The organism is Mycobacterium sp. (genome assembly GCF_965229265.1).
In the GTDB taxonomy this organism is placed as follows: Bacteria; Actinomycetota; Actinomycetes; order Mycobacteriales; family Mycobacteriaceae; genus Mycobacterium.
In genome coordinates this window covers 768,992-791,521 of record NZ_CBDDIY010000013.1, presented here as the reverse complement: position 1 = coordinate 791,521, position 22,530 = coordinate 768,992, and the positions used below count along the sequence as shown (strand labels likewise).

General features: G+C 62.7%; 17 protein-coding genes and 1 tRNA gene. 5 read left to right on the top strand and 13 right to left on the bottom strand.

The window, feature by feature from the left end; translation table 11 throughout:
* The first annotated feature begins 22 nt into the window (after positions 1–22).
* Complete coding sequence (locus tag ADBZ9K_RS25700; RefSeq protein ID WP_526625059.1) at positions 23–1,321, top strand: pyridoxal phosphate-dependent aminotransferase; 1,299 nt, start codon at positions 23–25, stop codon at positions 1,319–1,321.
* 31 nt (positions 1,322–1,352) lie between these two features.
* Positions 1,353–2,645 carry a YibE/F family protein gene (locus ADBZ9K_RS25695; protein WP_526625058.1) on the top strand — a complete coding sequence of 431 codons (1,293 nt, stop codon included), beginning with the start codon at positions 1,353–1,355 and terminating at the stop codon, positions 2,643–2,645.
* Here the strand turns inward: ADBZ9K_RS25695 and rfbA are convergent.
* The 6 genes from rfbA to dcd form a co-directional block, all read right to left on the bottom strand.
* Positions 2,593–3,462 carry a glucose-1-phosphate thymidylyltransferase RfbA gene (gene rfbA, locus ADBZ9K_RS25690; RefSeq protein ID WP_526625057.1) on the bottom strand — a complete coding sequence of 290 codons (870 nt, stop codon included), beginning with the start codon at positions 3,460–3,462 and terminating at the stop codon, positions 2,593–2,595. The two genes, ADBZ9K_RS25695 and rfbA, sit on opposite strands and share 53 nt — an antisense overlap.
* A 5-nt stretch (positions 3,463–3,467) precedes the next feature.
* Positions 3,468–3,842, bottom strand: coding sequence for a nuclear transport factor 2 family protein (locus tag ADBZ9K_RS25685; protein WP_526625056.1), 375 nt, complete (start codon positions 3,840–3,842; stop codon positions 3,468–3,470).
* 49 nt (positions 3,843–3,891) lie between these two features.
* Positions 3,892–4,656: a maleylpyruvate isomerase family mycothiol-dependent enzyme gene (locus ADBZ9K_RS25680; protein WP_526625055.1), complete on the bottom strand. Its 765-nt coding sequence runs from the start codon at positions 4,654–4,656 to the stop codon at positions 3,892–3,894.
* 9 nt (positions 4,657–4,665) lie between these two features.
* Positions 4,666–5,994 carry a UDP-glucose dehydrogenase family protein gene (locus ADBZ9K_RS25675; RefSeq protein WP_526625054.1) on the bottom strand — a complete coding sequence of 443 codons (1,329 nt, stop codon included), beginning with the start codon at positions 5,992–5,994 and terminating at the stop codon, positions 4,666–4,668.
* An 81-nt stretch (positions 5,995–6,075) separates the two neighbouring features.
* The gene (locus ADBZ9K_RS25670) at positions 6,076–7,806 is read right to left on the bottom strand and encodes a DUF7159 family protein (RefSeq protein WP_526625053.1); all 1,731 of its coding nucleotides are present in this window, start codon (positions 7,804–7,806) and stop codon (positions 6,076–6,078) included.
* Positions 7,807–7,961: 155 nt separating this feature from the next.
* Positions 7,962–8,543 (bottom strand): dCTP deaminase, encoded by a 582-nt coding sequence (gene dcd, locus ADBZ9K_RS25665; RefSeq protein WP_526625052.1) that lies wholly within the window; start codon positions 8,541–8,543, stop codon positions 7,962–7,964.
* A gap of 31 nt (positions 8,544–8,574) precedes the next feature.
* On the opposite strand from dcd, the gene ADBZ9K_RS25660 reads away from it, so the two are divergent.
* From ADBZ9K_RS25660 to dcm, 3 genes are all read left to right on the top strand, one after another.
* A complete protein-coding gene (locus ADBZ9K_RS25660) occupies positions 8,575–9,432 on the top strand; it encodes a hypothetical protein (protein WP_526625051.1) in 858 nt (285 codons plus the stop codon).
* 56 nt (positions 9,433–9,488) lie between these two features.
* Positions 9,489–9,559, top strand: a tRNA-Gly gene (locus tag ADBZ9K_RS25655).
* Between the two features lie 632 nt (positions 9,560–10,191).
* Positions 10,192–12,150, top strand: coding sequence for a DNA (cytosine-5-)-methyltransferase (dcm, locus tag ADBZ9K_RS25650; protein WP_526625050.1), 1,959 nt, complete (start codon positions 10,192–10,194; stop codon positions 12,148–12,150).
* Between the two features lie 25 nt (positions 12,151–12,175).
* Here dcm and ADBZ9K_RS25645 read toward each other — a convergent pair whose 3' ends face one another.
* The 7 genes from ADBZ9K_RS25645 to ADBZ9K_RS25615 all read right to left on the bottom strand — a co-directional run bounded on the left by ADBZ9K_RS25645 (position 12,176) and on the right by ADBZ9K_RS25615 (position 21,745).
* A complete protein-coding gene (locus tag ADBZ9K_RS25645) occupies positions 12,176–13,453 on the bottom strand; it encodes an ATP-binding protein (RefSeq protein WP_526625049.1) in 1,278 nt (425 codons plus the stop codon).
* Positions 13,454–13,485: 32 nt separating this feature from the next.
* On the bottom strand, positions 13,486–13,884 hold the full coding sequence (locus tag ADBZ9K_RS25640) for a very short patch repair endonuclease (RefSeq protein ID WP_526625638.1): 399 nt from the start codon (positions 13,882–13,884) through the stop codon (positions 13,486–13,488).
* A 107-nt stretch (positions 13,885–13,991) separates the two neighbouring features.
* Entirely contained in the window at positions 13,992–15,167 is a 1,176-nt protein-coding gene (locus tag ADBZ9K_RS25635; protein ID WP_526625048.1) for a DUF6339 family protein, read from the bottom strand.
* Positions 15,164–16,057, bottom strand: coding sequence for a hypothetical protein (locus tag ADBZ9K_RS25630; protein WP_526625047.1), 894 nt, complete (start codon positions 16,055–16,057; stop codon positions 15,164–15,166). The genes ADBZ9K_RS25635 and ADBZ9K_RS25630 overlap by 4 nt, the downstream gene beginning before the upstream one ends.
* Entirely contained in the window at positions 16,054–17,973 is a 1,920-nt protein-coding gene (locus tag ADBZ9K_RS25625; RefSeq protein WP_526625046.1) for a hypothetical protein, read from the bottom strand. Before ADBZ9K_RS25625 ends, ADBZ9K_RS25630 begins: the two co-directional genes overlap by 4 nt.
* Positions 17,974–18,080: 107 nt before the next feature.
* Positions 18,081–19,076, bottom strand: a complete 996-nt coding sequence (locus tag ADBZ9K_RS25620; protein WP_526625045.1) for a PD-(D/E)XK motif protein — start codon at positions 19,074–19,076, stop codon at positions 18,081–18,083.
* Positions 19,073–21,745 carry a Z1 domain-containing protein gene (locus ADBZ9K_RS25615; protein ID WP_526625044.1) on the bottom strand — a complete coding sequence of 891 codons (2,673 nt, stop codon included), beginning with the start codon at positions 21,743–21,745 and terminating at the stop codon, positions 19,073–19,075. The genes ADBZ9K_RS25620 and ADBZ9K_RS25615 overlap by 4 nt, the downstream gene beginning before the upstream one ends.
* Positions 21,746–22,530: the final 785 nt, after the last annotated feature.

Here is a 22,530-nt window from a genome sequence, read left to right as displayed (position 1 = left end):
GTGTCAGTAGTTAGAACGGGAAATGGATTTGCGCCAGGGTGGGAGAATCAGTCCCGTGAGCACTCATCAGTTGCCGTGGCACGGCACGAGCCAGCACCCTCGGCAACGTACGTTCACGCAGTCGACCAAGCTGCAAGATGTTCTCTACGAGATCCGGGGCCCGATCCACGAGCACGCGACCCGGCTGGAGAACGAGGGTCACCGCATCCTCAAGCTCAACATCGGCAACCCCGCGCCATTCGGCTTCGAGGCGCCCGACGTCATCATGCGCGACATGATCGCTTCGCTGCCCCACGCGCAGGGCTACTCCGACTCCAAGGGCATCGTCAGCGCGCGGCGGGCGGTCTTCACCCGCTACGAGCTGGTGGAGGGATTCCCCCGGTTCGACATCGACGACGTATACCTCGGCAACGGGGTCTCCGAGCTGATCACGATGACGCTGCAGGCGCTGCTCGACAATGGGGATCAGGTGCTGATCCCCGCGCCGGACTACCCGCTGTGGACCGCGTCGACCGCGCTGGCCGGCGGTACCCCGGTGCACTACCTGTGCGACGAGACGCAGGGCTGGATGCCCGACATCGCCGACCTGGAGTCCAAGATCACCGACCGGACCAAGGCGCTGGTGGTGATCAACCCGAATAACCCCACCGGCGCGGTGTACAGCCGCGAGATCCTGCAGCAGATGGTCGAGGTGGCCCGCAAGCATCAGCTGCTGCTGCTGGCCGACGAGATCTACGACAAGATCCTCTATGACGAGGCCAAGCACATCAGCCTGGCCTCGCTGGCGCCGGACCTGCTGACGCTGACGTTCAACGGATTGTCCAAGGCCTATCGGGTGGCCGGTTACCGGTCCGGCTGGCTGGTCATCACCGGCCCCAAGGAGCATGCGAGCAGCTTCATCGAGGGCATCAGCTTGCTGGCGAACATGCGGCTGTGCCCGAATGTGCCTGCGCAGCACGCGATTCAGGTTGCGTTGGGCGGCCATCAGAGCATCGACGATCTGGTACTGCCGGGCGGGCGGCTGCTCGAGCAGCGCGACGCCGCCTGGAACAAGCTCAACGAGATCCCCGGGGTGTCCTGCGTGAAACCCTCCGGTGCGCTGTACGCCTTCCCGCGGCTGGACCCGGAGGTGCACGACATCCACGACGACGAGCAGCTGGTGCTGGATCTGCTGTTGCAGGAGAAGATCCTGGTCACCCAGGGCACCGGGTTCAACTGGCCCGCACCGGACCACCTGCGGATCGTGACGCTGCCCTGGGCACGCGACCTGACCAGGGCGATCGAACGGCTGGGCAACTTCCTGGCCAGCTACCGACAGTAAGCACGCAGGCCCGGCGACCTACCCTGTCCGGGTGGCGCACTCGCACTCGCATACCGACCCGGCACCGCTGAGCCCGCTGGCCGCCCGCATCGTGGTGGTGGCGCTGGCCGTGATCGCCCTGGCGGTGATCGTCGGTGGTGTGCTGCTGTGGCCCACCGGTTCCAAGGTCGACATCCCGTTGCCCTTCCAGAACAGTGCGGGTGGGGCGGTCACCACCGAAGGCGGCCACGTGCTGTCCACCACCCTGGCTGACTGCAGCAGCCCGTCGGCCGGTCAGGTTCTCACCACCGCCCCCGCGCCCGGCATCCCGGGCAGCGGCCAGTGTGTGCAGACAGTCGTGGCCATCGACAGCGGCCCCAACCGCAACGCGACCACCATGCTCGAATTCACTCCGGGCCCGGGGCAGCCAAACCTGTTGGCAGGTGACAGTATTCGCATCTCCAGGCAGGTTGACCAACAGGGCGCCACCAGCTACGCGTTCTACGACTACGAGCGAACCTGGCCGCTGATCGCCCTGGCGGCGGTGTTCGCGGTAGTCATCGTGGCGGTGGCCCGCTGGCGGGGGTTGCGAGCACTGATCGGCATCGTCGTCGCGTTCGGGGTCTTGGTCGCCTTCCTGCTTCCCGCGTTGCGGGACGGCGCACCGGCCGTGCCGGTCGCGCTGGTCGCCTCGGCGGCGATCCTCTACGCGGTGATCTTCCTGGCGCACGGTGTGAGCCTCCGGACTGCCGCAGCCCTGCTCGGCACCCTGACGGCGATGCTGCTGGCCGCCTTCTTATCCTGGGGGGCAATCGAACTCGCGCATATCACCGGCCTGTCGGAGGACCAGAACAACGAGGTTGCGGCCTACCTCGGCCACGTCTCCATCAAGGGCCTGCTGCTGGCCGGTTTCATCATCGGCTCGCTGGGTGTGCTCAACGACGTCACCATCACCCAGGCGTCGGCGGTGTTCGAGCTGGCCCATGTCGGACACTCCGGTGAATTCCCGGGTCGCTCCGCTCCTGCCCTCCGAACACGGCGACAAATCTTCCTGCGCGCCATGCGGATCGGCAGTGATCACATCGCCAGCACGGTCTACACCTTGGTCCTGGCCTATGCCGGTAGCTCGCTGCCGCTGCTGCTGCTGTTCAGTGTGGCCAACCGCTCGCTGGGCGATGTGCTGACCAGTGAGAGCGTGGCGATCGAGATCGCGCGTTCCGCGGTGGGTGGTATCGCGCTCGCCCTGTCGGTGCCGTTGACCACCGCGATCGCCGCGGTACTGGCCACCCCCGCTAGTGGGGGCGATCCAGCAGCTCCAGCAGGTAACCGCCATAGCCTGACTTGAGCGACTCCCTGGCCTGCCGCGCCAGCTGCTCGTCGTCGATGAAGCCCATCCGCCAGGCCACCTCCTCGGGGCAGGACACCTTCAACCCCTGGCGGGTCTGGATGGTCCGCACGAAATCGCTTGCGTCCAAGAGTGAATCGAACGTCCCGGTATCCAACCAGGCGGTACCGCGCGGCAGGACCTCGACCGCGAGCCGACCCTGGTCCAGGTAGGTCCGGTTGATCTCGGTGATCTCCAGTTCGCCGCGCGCCGAGGGGCGCAGCCCGCGGGCGATCTCGACGACGTCGTTGTCGTAGAAATACAGTCCCGGTACGGCGTAGTTCGACGCAGGCGCCACCGGCTTCTCCTCCAGCGACAGGGCGGTGCCGTCGGCGGAGAACTGCACCACACCGTAGGCCGTCGGATTGGCCACCCAGTACGCGAAGATGGCTGCGCCCTGGACATTTCGGAAGCGGCTCAGGCTGGTACCCACGCCGGGACCGTAGAAAATGTTGTCACCCAGGATCAATGCGACCGGCCCGCTACCGATGTGGCCGGCCCCGATCAGAAACGCCTGCGCCAGTCCCTCGGGGCGGTCCTGCACCGCATAGTTGATGGCGACCCCGAGCTGTGAGCCGTCACCGAGCAGCCGGTGAAACGCGGGGGCGTCGTGCCCGGTGGTGACGACCAGGATGTCGCGGATACCGGCCATCAACAGCGTGGACAGCGGGTAGTAGATCATCGGCTTGTCGTAGACGGGCAGCAGTTGCTTGCTGACGCCCTTGGTGATCGGGTGCAGCCGCGTCCCGACACCCCCGGCGAGGATGATCCCCCGCATACCGATCAGACCTGCAGGTCTTCGTCCGACATCTCGGTGGCCGCCAGGGCCGCGGCCAGGTCGTCATGGCGGAATACCGAGGTGACGTGGTCGTGCACCACGCGGAACGCCGACGCCGTCGTGCGGGTCTCGGCGGGGCCGGTCTTGGAGGTCAACGTCTCTTCGACGACGACGACACCGTCGTGGTAGTAGATCTGGCCCACTTCGAGGGTAAACGCCGCTCGCTGTGCCCATTCCCGCAATGCGGCGTGGCCCTGGGCGGCGCCGTCGGAGTCGCCCAGCTCGATGTCGTCGCTGGACAGCGAGACCAGCGTGTCGAGGTCGCCGCTGCTCAGCGCGTCATGCCAGGCCAGAACGGTGGCGATCTCCGAGGTACTCATGGTCGCGCTCCTTGTTGATTGCTGACGCTGCCTGCCCAAACGTACCGGTCTAGAACGGCGTGCGTGCCAGCCAGGTGTCCCAGACGTCCGGGTCGCCGAAGATCTCGAGGCCTTCCTGAGCGGCGGTGCGGCGGCGCACAACGGCCAGCAGCAGGCTGCGGGCCGGGCCGCGCAGGGCCGCCGTCGATTTTCCATGCTCATGATCCAGCGCGATGCCGTCGAGGCGGCCGAGGATGGTCCACTCCCCCGCCTCGCCCAGACCGGGGTCGGTGGCGTGCAGATGCAACGACAGGCCGTCGCCTACCGGCCGGTCCCCGCCGGCCGGGCCCTCCTCGTCGGCCTGCACCACGACCCGCTCGAGCCACTCGGTGATCGCGTCGGCCGCCACCGCCGGCTCGACGTCGAAATCGATACCCAGCGCCAGGGCGGCGTCGGCTCGGTGCACCACCACTTCGTGCAGCCGCCGACGGATCCACCAGGAGGCGGGTCGGGGTCCCAGGAAGGTCCATACCGGGGTGTCGGCGCCGGTATGGCCGACGGCGTCGAGGAGTTGCTGCGGGCCGTCGTGCAGCCAGGCGATCTGCTCGTCGCGGCCGGCCGGTGGCTTGCCGCCGGCGACCGTGCGCGGGTCGATGGCGTCCATCGATTGTTGGGCGACGATCTGGGCGCACCACCGGTCACCGCGCCCGACGTGGCGCATCAGTTGCTCGAGCGTCCACCCCGGGCAGGTCGGCACCGGAGTCGACAGATCGGCGTGGCGGAGAAGTTCACCGAAGGCCGCGTTCTCGGCGACCAGTGCCGTTGTGTTGTCCACGCACCGAACCTACGTCACCAGCGGGCGACCCAACGCGTAAACCTTCCAGCCCGCATCGGTCCACCGCTGGACGTCGAGGCAATTACGCCCGTCGACAACAACTCTGGCCCGAACGGTCTGGGCCAGCTGATCCGGGTCGAGGTCGACGAACTCCTGCCATTCGGTGAGCACCAGCACGGCGTCGGCCCGGTCGCAGGCCTCGAGCGCCGAGGTCGAGTAGTTCAGCGTCGGGAAGAGCCGCTGCGAGTTCTCCATCGCTTTGGGGTCGTAGACGTTGACGGTGGCACCGTTGAGCTGCAGCATGCCGGCGACGTTGAGAGCCGGGGAGTCCCGCACGTCGTCGGACTCGGGTTTGAAGGCCGCGCCCAGTACGGCGATGTTCGCGCCGAGCAGCGATCCGCCGCAGGCGGTGGTGGTCAGTTCGACCATCCGGGTGCGTCGGCGCATGTTGATGCTGTCCACCTCGCGCAGGAAGGTCAGCGCGTGGTTGGCACCGAGTTCACCGGCGCGGGCCATGAACGCACGGATGTCCTTGGGCAGGCAGCCACCGCCGAAACCGAGTCCTGCGTTGAGGAATCGCCGTCCGATGCGCGGGTCGTATCCCAATGCGTCGGCCAACACCCGGACGTCGGCGCCGGCGGCCTCGCACACCTCGGAAATGGCGTTGATGAACGAGATCTTGGTGGCCAGAAAGGCGTTCGCAGACACCTTGACCAGCTCGGCGGTCTGCAGGTCGGTCAGCAGGAACGGCACGCCCTCTGCAAGGAGCGGGGCGTAGAGTTCGCGCAACACCGTCTCGGTTCGTGATGAATCCTCTTGCACGCCAACGACGATCCGGTCCGGGTGCAGGGTGTCCTGGACGGCAAAGCCCTCCCGCAGGAACTCCGGGTTCCAGGCAATCTCGACGTCGACACCGTCGCGGACCAGCGAGCGGGCTCGGCGGGCCAGCTCGGCCGCGGTGCCCACCGGGACCGTTGACTTGCCGACGATCACCCCGGGCCGGGTCAGTCGCGGCACCAGTTCGTCGATGACCGCGTAGACGTGGCGCAGATCCGCGGCGTATTCACCTTTTTTCTGCGGAGTCCCGACGGCAAGGAAGTGCACGTCGGCAAAGTCGGCGGCGACGTCGTAGTCGGTGGTGAACCGCAACCGCCCGGCAGAGATGTTGTCCTGCAACATCTTTGTCAGCCCGGGCTCGTAGAACGGGGTGTCACCGTCGGTGAGCTTGGCGATCTTGGCGGGATCGACGTCGACCCCGACGACGTCGTGACCCAACTCGGCCATCCCGGCAGCGTGAGTCGCGCCGAGATAGCCGGTACCGAAGACGGTGCATCTCATGCAGTCACTATAGGCAGCCTCACTGCCCTGACGTGGGCCAACTGCCCTGAGCGTGAGGCTAACGCCCGGTGAACTCCGGCGTCAGTGGCCGAAGCTCGGCCACGGCCACAGCGGGCTCTGCGAGCCGCCGCCACCGGATCCGCGGGAGCCGCTGCTACCACCCGAGCTGCTACCACCCGAGCCGGAGCCGCCAGATCCGTAGCCACCGCCGCCACCCGATCCGTAGTCACCGGAGCTGGAGCTTCCGGAGCCCGCGGCTGGGCTCGGGTAACTCGGCGCCTCGGTTGTCGGCGGCGAGGTCGGATACGACGGCGTCGACGGCGAAGTCGGATACGACGGTGAGCTTGGGTACGACGGCGTCGAGGGCGAAGTCGGGTACGACGGCGTCGAGGGCGAAGTCGGATACGACGGTGTCGACGGCGAGGTCGGATACGACGGCTCCTGCGGCGCCTGCGGCGGGCGCAGGAACGGCGGCAGGATGGGCCTGGGCAGCACGATGATCGGCGGCGGCAGGATCGGAGCCGGGATCACCGGAGCGATGACCGGCGCCGGCGCGGGCGCGGGTGCCTCAGGAGCGGGTGCGGGTGCGGGCGCCTCCGGGGCCGGCGCGGGCGCCGCGGGCGCGGGGGCCTGGGGTGCCGGAGTCACGTAGACCGTGCGCGGTGCCTGCTGCACGACGGGCATGGGTTCCTGAATGGTCTCCGCGGCCGACGGTGCGGGCGGCGGCTGCTGGGCCGCCTCGGGGGTTGCGGGCGCGGGCGCCTGGCTGCTCGGCACGATGACGCTCTCGCCGGGGCTGGGCCGCTGGTCCACGGTCGGGCGGATGCTGACCGCCAGGGAGATCACCAACGCCACCACGCCCACCACGAAGACGGATGTCAGCGCGCTTCCCACCAGCAGGAACGGCTTGCGGCCGGACTCGTCGGGGGCGATGTCGAGTTCTTCGGGCAGGGCCTCGTAGCTGAGGTCATCGACGGGATCGTCGGGCACTTCGCTGTAGCCCAGCGGGGCCATGTAGCCCGCGGCGGCCATCTGGGTGCCGGCGTCCGACATCTGGGTGTCCGCGCCGGCCGGATAGACCGCGCCGGCGGTGGTGCCGTCGGGATCCTGGGTGTGGGCAAGCCCGACGGTCGAGGCTTCGTAGCGCGGAGCGGTAGCCGAGGCCAGTGCCGCCCCGCGGGCCAACGCCAGCTCGGCTTCCTCGGGGGCGTGCACCGGCAGCGCGGTGCCCAGCGCCAGCTGCGACTTGACCGCTGCGACGTCGACGCCGGAGCCCAGCACGAACACGCCCTGCGGGGGCTGGTCGAGTGACTCCAACCCGGCGACCAGGCTGTGTAGTTCGGCCACGGCGTCCTGGGCGTGCAGGCTCTGGGTCTGGACCTTGACGATGGCCCCGCTGGCGGTTTCCACCACCGACAGGGTCGCGGTGTCACGCTCGAGGAACAGCAGGGCGGTGCGCTCATAGCCGACGGCTTGCCCGACCGCCTGGGCCAGGGCGCCCGCGGCGTGCAGTTCGGAGACCAGCATGACGTCGTCGATCTTTCGGGCCGCCAGAGCGTCGCGCAGTTGCGCCGCAGCGCCGTAGTCGGTCCAGGCGACGCCGGTCGCGATCAGGCGGTGTCCGCCTTCGGTGGCGCTTTCCCTGGTGCCAAGAATCGCCGCGATCACCTGTTCGGCGGCAGTTGCCGAACCGTCGCCGGTCGTGATGTCGAAGGTGTCGTGGTCGACGGTCACACCGTCGGCTTTCTCGCCTTCGACCAGCACCATGCGCACCGTCGTGGGTGTCATCGACACACCAAGAACGATGTTCACTCACCCTCCAAGGTTGTTTGCTGGATCACCCCGACCCGCTGCCGCGCTCCACCCTGCAAGAGCCGCTCGACTACAAATTCATCGCCGCGGGGGGCGGTGCTGTTACAGCCGATTGGATTAGCTGGTGAGGCACAACTGACCCTGGAGTTCCGAGGCTACCCGCCCGGCTTGGCCTGGATGAAGTTCTGGTAGGAACGCGACGGCGTGGGCCCGCGCTGACCTTGGTATTTCGAGCCCACGCTGGCACTGCCGTAGGGGTGTTCGGCCGGACTGGTGAGCCGCAGCAGGCACAGCTGGCCGATCTTCATGCCCGGCCAAAGGGTGATCGGCAGGTTAGCGACGTTGGACAGCTCCAGGGTGATGTGACCGGAGAATCCGGGGTCGATGAACCCAGCGGTCGAGTGCGTCAGCAAGCCCAGCCGACCGAGCGACGACTTGCCTTCCAGCCGGCCGGCGAGATCGTCGGGCAGGGTGCAACACTCCAGCGTCGAGCCAAGGACGAATTCGCCGGGATGCAGCACGAAGGGTTCACCCTCGCCGGGTTGGACCAGGCTGGTCAGCTCGTCCTGCTGCTTGGCCGGGTCGATGTGGGTGTATCGGGTGTTGTTGAAAACCCGGAACAGGTTGTCCAGCCGGACGTCCACGCTCGACGGCTGCACCAGGGTGTCGTCGAAGGGGTCGATACCCAGCCGACCCTCGGAGATTGCGGTGCGGATGTCACGATCGGAGAGCAACACGCGACGAGCGTATAGCCGCTAAGGGGGAGCAATGGGTGTGGCACTCGGCTTTCTGCGGATCTCGGCTGTGCTGCTGGTCCTCACAGCGTGCCCGACGGCCCAGGCCCAGCCCGACGTCGCGACGCCGCTGGCCGATACCTCCGAGCGGTCGGTCTCCGCGGCGATCGATGCCATCACGAGGTTCCCCACCGACCTGGACCCGCGGATCTGGGATGGGACACAGATGAAGCCGGACGTTCGGGACATGTCGCTGACGATCGTCGACCGGCTGATGAGGTCCTCCGGAATCGATGGGCTGGCGGTGGACGCGGTAGAGCTGCTGGGCAGCAACGCCTCCTACGAGTACGACGACAGCTCGGACTTCGGGATGCACGTGTTCGCACATTCCCCGTCGTTCCCGCCTGCGCAGCTCGACGGGCTGTTGTCGTTGCTCAATACCGCCGTCGAGCAGCGCCAGGAGGGACACATCACGTTCAGCGGCATCCCGGTGGAGGTGACGTTCCACGCCGAGCGGACCGAGAACTACCTGCCGCGGGCCGGCATCGGCCAGTATTCGATCTCCGAGGGGCGCTGGATTGAGATGCCCGTGCTCCAGCCCGACAACTTCGACCGCACGCAGATGGCCGCCGACCTGAGGAAGTTCGTGGCCGCCTACAACGAGCTGGTGACGCAGTACGCGGCCGGCAGGAAGGGCTTCGACTGCTCGCAGTTCGGCGATCTCGACGACGAGCTGGGCGACTATCGAGACTCCGGTTTCACCAATGGCTTCGGGAGTAGGTCGACGCAGAACCTGACCTATCGGGCGTTGCGTCGGCTCAACGTGTCGATCCCAAAGACGCTCGACACCCTCGAGGACCAGTGCACCTTCGTTAACGAGTCCATCGGCTGATCAGCGGGAGTATGTGCCCCTGCCCGGACGGGTTGCTATCCTTCTTCAGCACCACCGCCGATGTAGTTCAATGGCAGAACATCAGCTTCCCAAGCTGAATACGCGGGTTCGATTCCCGTCATCGGCTCTCTGTGATGTCTCAGGACATCGGAATAGCTCTGAACCCTCGTTGGGCTGTGAGCGTGGAGTATGGGTTTGGGATACCATGGCGTTCAACGGCTTTGCGGATTCGGTCAGCACGATCGCGCCGACGACGCGGCGGTGCGCGGTGATCGAGAGGGCGTAGCGGGCGTGGTCGTCGAGGAAGTCGACACCGACCTTCGGGCCGATCGTCTGGCAGGCGGCATACACCGACCGGTACTCACCGAGATGATCGAGCACCATCTTCACCGCACGCTTACGCTGCTCGACCGGGTAATGCTTAGCCATCCACGCCATCCTTCTCACAGGAGGAAGCGACATCAAACCCGGGGGTTCATCACGTGGCGCCGACACTATCAGCCCTACACGATGCGGGCGACCATGCAATGACCCCCCTTCGCGCAGCAGAGAGGTGAACTGCCCGCAACGAGGGTTCGACCGGCTGCCGATACCTCTTCGTCGGCCTGTCGAGCGTCTGGATACCGAATGGGTAGGCCCTTCCGATGGGCGCCACCTGCGTCACCGGAACGTGGCGTCGGATCACCCTAGGTTTCCGGTGAGGCCCACTGTCAGCGGTGTTGCCGCGGAGTTGTCGGCCATTCCGGCTAAGGTTACGTCGTGTCGGCCAAGACCCAAGAAGCCCGGAAGAGCAGCGGTTATGGTGTCCGGCTGGTTCGCGGTCCCTTCCTCAATCTTGCCCAGCACCGAGAACACACGGATGACATTGAGGTGTTCCTCAAGTACACCGAGGGACTGCGGCGTGACGGCAAACGTTTGGCCGCTGATTTCTTTAGTGGCGCCGGTGGGCTGAGCCTGGGGTTGGAGAGGGCCGGTTACAAGGTGGTCCTCGGCGCTGACCACGAGCCGTTCGCTAACCGGACTCACGCACACCACTTTGGCGGCATGTCGGTGGACTGGGACCTTGCTGACCCAGAGGTGGTGCGCGAGGTTGCCGAACTATGCCGAGCGGCTCACGTGGATCTCATCGCGGGTGGTCCACCGTGTCAGCCATTCTCAAAAGCGGGCCGTTCGATGATCCGCCATCAGGTCGAGTCGGGGCTACGGGATCGGCGCGACCAACGCCGCGACCTGTGGCTCTCGTTTCTTGAGATCATTCGGGTGGCAAAGCCGCGTGCCGTGATTATGGAGAACGTGCCTGACATGGCACTCGATCGCGACATGTTTATCTTGCGCAGCATCGTCGAATTCTTAGAGCAATTCGGATACAGCGTTGAGGAACGCGTCGTCGATGCCTGGCGGTACGGAGTGCCGCAATTCAGACAGCGCCTTCTTCTCGTGGCGCTCAAGGGGGAAATCAAGTTCACATGGCCATCAGAGGTCCGCCAGAAGGTCACCGTGTGGAACGCCATTGGTGATCTTCCAGAAGTCGAAGGTGGCTGGCGCCCCGAGGGCGGTGCGGAGGGTTGGGCTGACTACAGTGGGCCGCTGACTCAGTTCCAACGCGAAATGCGTTCGACTGTAGCGGAAAATCACGCGGCAAAGATCTTTGACCACATCACGCGGCCTGTCCGCGACGACGACCGCGAAGCCTTTGAAGGCATGACGCACGATACAAAATACACAGACCTGAGCACTGAACACCAGCGCTATCGAGGGGACATCTTCGATGATAAGTACAACCGTCTGAATGAGAATGACTTGTCCCGTACGATCACCGCTCATATCGCAAAGGATGGCTACTGGTACATCCACCCCAGGCAGAGCCGGACACTAACGGTTCGGGAGGCTGCTCGGCTGCAGACCTTTCCCGATCACTTCCGCTTCGATGGACCGCCCTCCGCGGCATTCCGTCAGATTGGCAATGCGGTTCCACCGCAACTCGGATTCGTCATCGGGACAGCCGTTTTGGAATCTTTAGCGAATGCCGAAGATCCGGGGATCAGCACGAAGGACACCAGCCGAGAGCTCGCCAAGTGGTTCAGACAACGAGCGGATTCCCTCACGCTGCCCTGGCTCAACGTGAAATCGCGCTGGGAGGTAGTCGCGGGAGAGATTCTTCTTGACCGCGCAAGTCCGCGGGTTGTTCGCCGACTGTGGCCGACCGTTCAAAAGCTTGCACCGTCGGCGAAGCGGCGGCCAGCGTCCTATTCCGACCTGCGCGAAGGATTGCTCGATATGTCGCGGACGGTCGGACGTCTCAATCGGGCGCAGGCCATCCTGGCTTTGGCAGATCAGCTGAATGAGGCGCCAGGGCTGCTGGACGGCCAAGCCGACGAGATCAAGTGCTCCACAGCGTTGCATGATTCAGTGATCGATCTCGCGGTGCTGGCGGTTCCGGGCGGATCACGCGGTCACGAAGATGAGGGGCTTGACGAGCCAATTCTCGTGACGAAGGGGGTACTTCGAGTCGCCCGGCGGTTCCAAGCTAATCGCGTTGATCGCAAGAACAAGATGACAGATGGCCGGATGGCAATTGCCCGGATGGTGGGCTTTGGGCCTGAGGCTCGTCATGCGCATCTCGGCTTGATCGAGCTTGCGAATAGCCTATGCCGACCGGAACAGCCGGCATGCGTTGAGTGCCCGCTTAGCGCTCACTGTGCCCGCGACGGAATCTGAAGTCTGCGGCTGTCGCTTCCGGAGATCAGACGCCAAGCGCAGCAGCGACATCCGGATCTGTCCGCCGAAGCACAGTCGCGATCCTCTTGAACGCTTTGTACTCACCGGCCTCAAGTGCCGCGGCCTGCAGCGCCAATCCAATATCGGAGGCTTGAGCGATGTGGTCACTTCCTGCCTTCTGCTTCTCATCGCTCGGCTTGGCACCCGAGGATTTTCGGTAAACTTCGTCTGCGATTGAGCACATTTCGTTGATAGGTCGCTCGATCATCTGGCGAAGTTGTCCGGGGATTGACACGCGCATCTTCGCCACATTGATGTTGAAGGCCGAGTCGAGGTCTGTGTCGAAATCAACGCTCGCGCGCGCCAGCTTGGTGTGCTCGTCGATACCGCGAATACCGAACCATCCGCCCCACTGCACGAGACGGTCCGCACGATAGGTGTATAGACCCTGTTGCCGATTCCACTTCAGAGGACCTGAGTGCCTGTCGAATTCGGCATGGCTGCTGAATTGATCGCGCCCTGGTAGCACATACCGGCGCAAAGTTACTGAGCCAGTCGTATCACCATGCTGAATCTCGAAGACCTCTTCGTCGAGCTCTGTCGTTGATCTTTCATTACGTGCGAAGGGATCCCACGGATGAAGTTTCTTCCCGTTGACGGTGATCACCACGGGGCCAGCTTTCGCTTCGTCCGCCAAGAACCTATGGAATACCATGGAGAGATGCTGGGCGGTCTTGTCAGCCATCGTCTCGAAACGCCTGCGCGCCCAGCCGCCAGCCGCATTGCGTGAAGGGACTACTCGGTCAAGCTTCTCCCAGACGACCACCGTGCCCGATCCGTCCTCAAGGAGCTTCCGAGCACTATCGATGACCTCGGTTCGCTCAGGCTCAATGATCAGCCAGTCGTCGAATTCGATTACCAGATCGAGGTCGAGCCGTCTTGTAAGGATCGGCCGGCGAACTCCCTCTTTGCGCGTGACAACGGTTAGCGATCGTCCCTGGGATAGCGAGGCCGTTTTCAGTCCTAGCCCGTAGCGCCCTAGATCACCGCGTGCATAAGCGCGCCGGCTCCCGAAGCGCATGGCCTCGGTCAATCCGTTCACCGTCATTCCGCGGCCGTTGTCAGCGATGAGCACTCGCGACCGCTCGCCTTCAAACTCTATGACGATGTTGACCTGTGTCGCTCCGGCGGTGATGCTGTTGTCAACGAGATCGGCAACGGCCGAGCTGAAGTCGTAGCCAATGTCGCGCAGCGAGTCGGTGAGACGAGCTGCGGACGGCGCAACTGCCGTAATGCGTGCCATATCGTCCCCTTTCTACTCCTGAGTCCAGGATCTCATAGCGGGCCGACATCGCCGGTTAAGCTCCCCATCATTTCCTGCACGCGACGTCCCCAGAGCAGCAAGATCGTCTCGGCAGCGATGGCTGGGTCCTCATGCTCCCAGACGTGTATCGGGATCCAACCCAATTTCCGCAGTTCACCGTCATTGCGCCGATCTCTCGCGACGTTCGTTTCGAGTTTGTCGGCCCACCACTGTCCATTGTTCTTTGGAGCGGTCCCGTGATCGGGGCAACGATGCCAGAAGCAGCCGTCGACGAACACGGCGATACGGGCGCGAGTAAATGCAATGTCCGGCCTACCGGGAAGCGTCTTGAGATGCGTGCGGTAGCGCATGCCACGCTTGTGGAGCTCGCGTCTGAGCGCCCTCTCCGTGCCGGTGTCCCTGTTTGGCATGGCGCTCATCTGTCGGCTCACAACGTCGCTAAGGGCTGCCGGTCCCCGGCGCTTCGTCCCACTTGTTGGATCTCCGTTGGGCGCGGCCGATGACGCTGAGCCGGATCTCAATTGAATGCCTCGCTCTGTTCGATCTCCCCATGTGCATCGATGCTGGCGGCCGTGACAGATGGTGGCGGCCATGCTTGATCGACAGCCGCCGCCAACTCGGTCAGGATGTAATAAGTGCCCCTCCGGACCCCGCGGCTAGCGAGCAGACCATCCCGTACGAGGCTTTGCAGCACCTCGCGAGCCTCCGCTGATGTAATGGGAACAAGTTCGCGCAAGCTCGTGTTGGTGACACGGCCGACGCGGCGCGCAACGGATAATGCTGTGCTTGCGGCAGTCTCGAAGTCGGGACTCACGCCATCAGTCGAAGTGCCGGCCCCATCTCCATCTGAGATCGTCATGCGCTCAACCACAATGACTCCAGCGCTGACAGGCGGCAGCCCGCGCAAGCTCGGCGCGGCGCCGATGCCATCCGTTTGCCGGTGTCTGCCTGTGGCACGGGACTCTCCGCCGGACAGACCGTCGGCAGCGGCTGTGAAGCAGTTCTCTACCACCGCGCGGAGTTCATCATCTGCTAGTGCAGGGAATGCGACCAATGGCGTGAGCCGGAGGAGCCGCTTCATCGCTTCCCGCATTAGCCGCATGCGGGAGTCGGCCGCTCCCTCGTCCACGCGGGCTAGGAATTCGAGGGCCACGTATCGCGCTAGACGACGGTCGCTTGCGATGGTTGGACGCTCCATGATGTTGACAAGTTCGTCCTCACCCAGCTTGGTCAAATCGATATCTGGACCAAGTATTTCGGCTCGCCACCAGAGCCGGCGAAAGGTATTCCGGTTGACATTGCCGACGAATCTTCGTTCATCAGCATCAACGCCGAATCGCCAAACCGCCACGTCGAGCAACCAGCAACAAGTCAGGTAGCTCCACACTTCCTCATTGGAGGCTTCGTTCGCAGACATCGGCAATGTTTCGTGGAGAAGCCGCGCTACGCGACCTTCGAACGATGACGGGTCGATGATTCGGTCAGGCATTCCGTGCTCACGGGCAACTTCAAGAACATCCGCTCGTAATCGCTCCAGCTGACTCATTTCGATGCGCTGGCCACCTACAGGCGTGTAAGTAACTGGCGCAGTGAGTTCCGGCATCCTGCTTGAGATTTCGGCGAGACCGGCGGTCAGCTCATCCCGGAGAATCTCAGCGACCGAGTGTTTCGCAATTCGCGGCAAGACGATCATGCGAAGATCCCGAATCGGGCTTGAATTTCTGCATTTACGCGATCTGCGTCCTCGTTGATGAGGGACCGTATCGAGGCAATTGGCTTTCCGGGCCAGCAGAGTGCGATGAGTTCGAAGATCATGCGACCTACGGTGCCATCGTCATAGCTTTCGGGGTCGTCGACGAATCGGTCATTTCGAAGCGCTCCCGCGATGAGTGATCTAGCGACGTCCAATGCGGCGAACGACCGGAGCATTCCCGCTCTCGGATCAGAACTTCCGGACCGCAACATCTCGGGAATCGACTCATGGCCTGAATTGACCAAGAGGCGCAGTCCCCCCAGAACCGGCGCTTCCAGATCATTGGAATCCCACTCAAGAATCCAAGCCGCGGTGTTGGGGTAGTACGGAATGGCGTTGAAGTCCGCCGCTGTAATCGGGAATCGGGCAGCCCCACCTTCCACGGCGACATGACATTCCTCGTCCCAGAGAATCGCACCGATCCGCCGCGGAGAGATCGGCGACGGTTCTACACCGGGATATCGAAGGACAAGTCGTGTTCTCAGTGTCACCCGACCACCGGACTCTCTGCCCGGAACGTTCAGCGTAAGCGCAGTCCGGACGGTACCGCGGAGGTCTCCAAGCTCGACGAGTGTTCCATCGCCGGAAATGCGGGTCTTATTAGAAGACCACGTCGCAACCAATGCGAAGGCTGCGCCGTCTGGGAGTCCGCAGGAGTTACGCGCTTCATCTAGGTCAACCTCGACCGTTCGGATGAGGTCCAGTTCGACGAATGGGTCCCAGTGATCCAGTCGATCGCCGAGTTCGGTTCCGTCGGTGAAGCACCAGGGTTGAACGGCGACGACGGTGTCTGGTGGCAGAAGGTAGGGAATAGCCTTGGGTGTCTTCATGCGCGTTCCACTGTTAAGTCGACACGCATCATCTCCTCGCGGAGATCGATTTCCACAGTCCAGTGTCCATCTGCGTCATCAGGTCCCACAAAGATTGGCGATGAGTTGTAGCGCAACCCCGAAGGTGCAACCCAGGCATGAACCGCCGGCGGCTCGTAGCCGACTGGTGGTTCGGTTTCCACTTGGGCGCCATCGTTTGTCATGACTTCTACCGCAGCTTCGAGGCGGACACGGTTGCCCCTCGTTCTGAGTTCAAAGGGATACGCGATCACCGCCGTCCCATCGGCGGATATCGCCGGCGTCGGTGTACCGCCAGGTTTTGTCTGGGGTAACGGCGTTGGCCTCGGAAGCGGCGTCTCAGATACATTTGAACCGTCGCCGGCAGTTACACCGTTCGCGCTCTGGCTAGCATTCTCAGCCTCACCGGGGTTCCCTGCTTGCGGTCCCGCCGCCTCAGGGTTGCCGTCTACCCACACGTCTTCCGTTATTACATCGATGTCTCTGTGGCCGGGGGCACGACGCCGCCGCTTGGCAGACGATCGCTGCGCGGTGGGACGTCGCGCTCCTGGTCCTTCCTGTCCGGGCATCAGTGCGGCGAGCGCATCTGCGAACTCCCCGAGAGGTATCGCGTCCGCGTCGCTGAGGTGCCGGACCGTGGCGTTGTAACCGGCCGCAAGTCGGCACTGTGCCTGGATACGCTCCAGGGCTATGCTGACAAAGGAACGGGACTGCTTATCGACGACTGACCGCGCCACCCAGTCGTCATGGGTGGGTGGCTCTGCAGCCTTGAATGCATCGTCCATGTCGAGCGCGCACTTGAAAACGCCCGCATAGCCCATGCGGCCGGTCGCAGACATAGCTCCCTCGAAGTAGGTGACGACTAGTTCCGGCGCGCGCATCAATGCGATGTGGTGAACAGACCCGCTTGTACGGCGTGCTCCAAGGGGGACCACTCTGTCTGGTAGATCAGCGGGCGCAACCGGATCCTTCTGAATTACCAGCCTTCCCAACTTCCTCGGGGGGCGGAGGCTGCGGACGTCGGAGTCGATGACGAATTCGTCCGCGACACTCCCGTCAGGCTCTTGGCGCACTCGGTCCATTGCCTCGACAAATCCCCGGAGCTGTGGGTGCGTGCGCGGATTCGGGATGCGTACTGCCTTGCCGTTGTCGCTGATCGAAAACTTCATGGTGCGTTGGGCGCCACCAGGAGTGTCGATCATTCGAGGCCAGAAGTTCCAACTAACCGCCTCTGCGATGAACTCCATTGTGGCGTCTGTACCATCGGCCGTTTCGATCGTTATCGCTGGCGCGACGACGAGGACGGTTGTCCCGAGGTCATCCGCGCCTTCCCTGGGAGGCAGGCCCAGTGCACTAGCGATCTCTTCGGCGTCACTTCCCGTTACGGGTTCGGGGACACCACCTTCCAGCCGACCCCACCAGTGCCGGCCTGTGAAGGGAACTCCGTCGACATCAAAGGTTTCCCCAAGCGCACAACCCAACAGCCTTCGTTCAGTGCCGCCGTCGTCAGTCCTGCAAAGACTGTCGATAACAACCGTACGAGCCGTACTTGCGATGTAGAAAGCAGCCTTCCCGTAGCCGAAAGAACCGCCACCAAAATCCTTGTCGGGGGGCTGACCGATGTTCCGAACGAAATCGACGAAGTCTCGCGGTTCACCGGGGCGGTCGGCGCGGGTTGGTCCTGAAAGGCCATAAGTACCGAAGTCGGCGAAGTAGAGCGTATGCATTCCAACGCGCATCTCACTGCCAAGCCTGAGACCTGGCGGCGGGTCGACAAGAACGCACTCCCTCAAGAATGAGACACCAGCCTGGTCGAGGGTCGAACGGCCAATTGCGACACGGATCGACGGTGAATCCGGCCGCTTTGCGTCCCAGCAGTTCTGCACGGCCTCACGCACCAAAACTTCGAGTGGCTCAGTGTCTGGACGCCCTAGCTGGTTCAGCACACCGATGGCCGCCAAGCCGCCAGTTGCGTTATACGGTTCCGAATAGCGCTGCATGGCCATCACGCGGGTACACCAACCGCGATCGAGGCCGCAAGCGCCTCGTACTCCTCCTCCAGCAATGCCCGTGCGGTGACGTGGGAAAGATCGATAACGTAGGCCAAATCAACGACGCCCTCTGGGCGCTTCCCGCCGGTAAACGACGCTGGGATTATGCGGGGTGTGTGATCGTCGACCGGCAGGGTTACGCGCTCCAACACCTCGAATCGCGTGCCATCGGTTGCGGGCAGATCCACGACTGGAATTCCACTGGAGGCCAGTGCATGGAAGAGCTGTTCTGCCGACACTCCCGCGTCCAAAAGTTCGTCGACTACTGCCGTCATGCGCAGTTGTCCGTGATGAACCGACTCAAGGCGAACAATATGGAGGTATAGGTCGCCTCCATCCGGCGGCAATAGCTGATCCTCGCCGTGGATCGTGACGCGATAGCCGGTGTGAGCGCGGGTCGTTTTCACTTCGATAGCGGTGTTGCCACCCCGCAAGTCATGGCGCTGGCCAAAAGGGCCGGACCAAAAGCCTATGTCAACGCGCCCAGACATTCTCACCACGTCGCGCACGACGAGAAGCTCCCCGAGAGCGGCTGCGATCTTGTCGAGGCTGGGCGGCCCAGCAGGCGGAACGAGAAAGCTTCTCCAACGCGCGAGCACAGTTGTTACCGCATCCGCTGGACTCTCGCCAGTGTCTGCCATCCGATAAATGACGGCTGCCGCGAAATGATCGAACACTTCGGAGAACGATGCGAAGAGGCAAGTGACATCGAGGACAAGTACTTCGAGGCCGGCGATCTGCAGCGGGCGGGTCGAGACAGCCAGAGCTGTTACCCGCGGATCGATTTCGACCCTTGAATCAGTCTCCAGAAGCAGATGCTGACGGGAGTTCTCGTCCATTGCCACATAGGCGCCATCGACTGAGTCGATGGCGAGTGTGGCGAGACCGCCCTGCTCAGGGATCCCATGTTTAGCGAGCGCCGCGTACGCTAGGCGAACTTCGTCGATCACCCCAGTTCGGCCTCCGTGTCGACTGGTTCGTCGGCTTCGTCCGGAACGTCGACTTCAACTTCGGGCATGGAGGCGACGTCGGCAGTGACGTACTCGACATTGGCTCTTGTGGAACGGCTTTCGGGGAAGACGAATCCGACCCCCATGACGTGGTCCACAGCGTCTAATGGCTCACGGGTCTTAGCTGTACCCCGCACCGGCCGGCTGTCTTTTGACACGGGATATAGCAACAGAAGACCCGAACCATCTCCGTAGCCGCCTTGAGTGGGACTGCTGCGGTACTTCGCCAATTCGGCAGGTTTTGTGTCAGAGGTCAAGGCGCCCTCAGGAAGGCGAATGTCAATGACACGGTCATTGCGGCTCATGAGTGCCTTGATGTCCGCGTATGTGTTTGTTCCGATCTGAAGCAACCTTGCTCGGTTGATACAGCCGATTTCCTCACCGGTTCCGAGATCGACTGATCCCAGGTAGTCCGACTGCAAGGATCGACCCATGATTGCGATGTTGAAGCGGAGGAGTTCTCCTTCCTCGCGCCGATCGAGGATGTAACGACTGATCAATGCGCTATCCAAATCACGACTGTTTTCGTGAAAGTGGTACACGGCCAAGAAGCTGACAATGAATTGCGAATCGACACCTTCGAGGATCTTGATCCCATTGCGCGGACTCCATTCCTTCTCTGGCTCAATCGAGTTGAGGAGTGTCCGTGTGGCTCTTATGTTGTCGCCCAACCACTCTGGTTCGCGATGGTCGAATAGGATCGTTTGCAGGCGGCGGCCGGCATACGAGGCCTCTGCGGTGCGTGCATGCTGCATTTTCGCAGCAGACGTGATCGCCAGAGACGGGTGTGTACGTATCCTCACGCCGAACTGTTCAGGAGTCAGGTGTTCCACCTCGAGTCGTTCAACGTCGTAACGGATTTCCTGCTCCACGGTGGCGAGATGGTGGAACCAGCCCCGCATCTCGTCAGTCATCCAGATGCGGGTTAAGTCCGCATAACCATTTCGGTAGCCGAACCAGCGGCCCATTTGCAGCAGCGTGTCGTACGCCGATGCGGTTCGAACGAAGAAAGAAACCGCCAGTCCTTCCAGAGTCAGCCCTCGGGAGAGGGTGTTTCCACCTACCGCGACAATGACGCGCGGATTGCTGTCGTCAAACGACAGCCGCTCTGGACTTCTGGAGTTGTCTACGATTACCTCTGCTGCCTCAGTGACGGATGTTAGGCCATCGACAAGTTCGTCCCAGCTCACTGTTTCCAAGCCGAAATCAGCGGCGGGAACTCGGTCACACTCGGTTTCCCACTGGTTTCGAAGCGATTGCAGTAGAGCCTCGTCACCTCTTTCAAGCCGCTTTCTGAGCAGGTCGAGGTGGTCTCGGATGGCATCAGCGGTTCGTTCGTGAACATCGATATGTTGAGAAGTATGAACTAGCGCTGTTGCGTGGCGGTTGCCTTTTCCGCGAATTCGACGCGCGACCGTGCTCATGAGGAAGTAACGCAAGGCCTCGTCAAGACTGTCCGTTACTCGTGGATCGAACTCATGCCGCTTGGCTGCGCCTTTTGGCTTGAGATCATCGAGCTCGTCTACTGGAACTGAACGAACGAAGTCGTGACCGTCGTCTTCGACGTCGATGTCATCAAAGTCCAATGGTTCGCGGCCAAAAATGGCCTCGGGACCGATATATGGCAGTGGGCGCGGCAGATCGACAATGAAATCGCGTGGGTAGAGATCCTGATAGTCACCGGGGTCGATGAGAACGTTCGCAAAAGGCGTTGCGGTGTAGCCGACGTAGGCAGATTTTGGGACCTTGTTGACTATGTCGCGGATGAGCCCGTTGATGCGCGAGGGCTGCCGATCGGGTTTGGCGGTGTTGACTGTTGCTTGGTCCGCTTCATCATCGATGATCAGAATGGGACAAGCTGCAAGGACTTCGGGGCGCGCGGAGAACAGCCAATTCTTGAGAGCTCGGAGTCGCGATCCGTTCTTCTTTACAACCGCCAAGACGCACTGCCGCTGGGTGGAAAGCAAGGCGTCAACATTCGCGGTCGGCCTGAAGTCCTCCTCGTCAGTAAGGCGGTGCCAGATATTGCTGTTTCGCTCCCAAAGTTGTTCATTCAATCGATCCTGTGTCTGCAGCCGAAGGGCGTCATGGATGCCTGAAAGCACGATGAACATTCGGTAGCCGGCATCGGCGGCTTTGGCGATTACCGCAGTGAAGTTTGTGGTCTTACCGCTCTGGACATAGCCGAGAACTAATCCGCAGCAATGGTATTGGTCTTGACCGGCCGGATTGGGCAGGTTGGCGACGACCTTTGTTGACGATTTGTCGAGGTCGGCGATCATGTGATCGTTCCAGCCCTCGCCATTCAGAATTTCGACGAGCGCCGCCCAGTTTTTGTCCGCAGCCCGCGGTCCCGGATACCAGGATTCGATATTGCCAGCGACGACTGAAGTCGGGATCTGCGCGTTGCGAATCCGCTCGTTGAGTTCGCGGATCCTTTTAGCTGCGGCCTCCGCCTTCTCAGGATTGCCCGTCTCTGAAAGCTCAGCGACAGCTTCCTCCAATGTCAACGAGGGTGTATCTCGGATGATCCGTGCCAGCGCCCGAACGTGCGCGTCCTCAGCTGCAAGGGCATCAAGGTTTTCCGGCCCATCAAGCACCGCGTCCATCAGGCGTCCCGATCCGAGCGGGTTGTACAAGGCGAAGAAAGTTGAGGAAAGACTTGGGCAATGATTCCCATGAGCTCGGCGGCACGCGCTTGGTCAAGCTGCAGAACCTGGCTAGTTGTCCCATCGGACGCGTACGTCTCCAACTGCAGAAGCCCCTCGCCCCGGTCGCACGTCCATCCACAATCCACGCGCGTCTTGTAACTGACCGTTCTGTCGCTCCGGTACGTAAAACCCGTGATCAGAGCCATCGCATATTCCCCTACGGTGCGGGTCCCATGGCTTGCGGTCTACCCGCCTGCCTGTCGTGTCAGTCTTTTTCGATCATCGTGCCAGATATCTACGGCGGACAGGCCCGGACACAGCTTAGTGAAGCTGGCAGGCCGAACTCGATTCAGCGGGGCGGGTCGCCACAAGTACGGGAATACATGGCTCGGCACCCATCGACAAGCTGCCTGTACCCCCGACCGCGCCGTTCTGGCTCGTACCTACTCCGGTCTGCGTCGGCCTAGACGGACCTCAGAATGGCCTAGTTTGTAGAGTTAAAGTACGGTTTCTTGTCGGACCAGCGATATCTGACCCGCGCTAATACGAACCTTCGTTCGATCCCAGAAAATACTACCCAAGCTGAATACGCGGGTTCGATTCCCGTCATCGGCTCCAGTTTGACCAGGGCATCGGAATAGCTCTGAACCCCGTTGGGGGTTCAGAGCTATTTTCGTGGGCGCGCGCCCATGAATGGTCGCCCTCGTAACCCGGACTAACGCACACCAAAGTCCGATTTATCG

Coding starts and splice junctions, on each gene's coding strand:
- ADBZ9K_RS25700 (WP_526625059.1), top strand. CDS start 23: ATGGATTTGCGCCAGGGTGGGAGAATCAGTCCCGTGAGCACTCATCAG.
- rfbA (WP_526625057.1), bottom strand. CDS start 3,462: ATGCGGGGGATCATCCTCGCCGGGGGTGTCGGGACGCGGCTGCACCCG.
- ADBZ9K_RS25685 (WP_526625056.1), bottom strand. CDS start 3,842: ATGAGTACCTCGGAGATCGCCACCGTTCTGGCCTGGCATGACGCGCTG.
- ADBZ9K_RS25675 (WP_526625054.1), bottom strand. CDS start 5,994: ATGAGATGCACCGTCTTCGGTACCGGCTATCTCGGCGCGACTCACGCT.
- ADBZ9K_RS25660 (WP_526625051.1), top strand. CDS start 8,575: ATGGGTGTGGCACTCGGCTTTCTGCGGATCTCGGCTGTGCTGCTGGTC.
- ADBZ9K_RS25645 (WP_526625049.1), bottom strand. CDS start 13,453: ATGGCACGCATTACGGCAGTTGCGCCGTCCGCAGCTCGTCTCACCGAC.
- ADBZ9K_RS25640 (WP_526625638.1), bottom strand. CDS start 13,884: ATGCCAAACAGGGACACCGGCACGGAGAGGGCGCTCAGACGCGAGCTC.
- ADBZ9K_RS25635 (WP_526625048.1), bottom strand. CDS start 15,167: ATGATCGTCTTGCCGCGAATTGCGAAACACTCGGTCGCTGAGATTCTC.
- ADBZ9K_RS25630 (WP_526625047.1), bottom strand. CDS start 16,057: ATGAAGACACCCAAGGCTATTCCCTACCTTCTGCCACCAGACACCGTC.
- ADBZ9K_RS25615 (WP_526625044.1), bottom strand. CDS start 21,745: ATGGACGCGGTGCTTGATGGGCCGGAAAACCTTGATGCCCTTGCAGCT.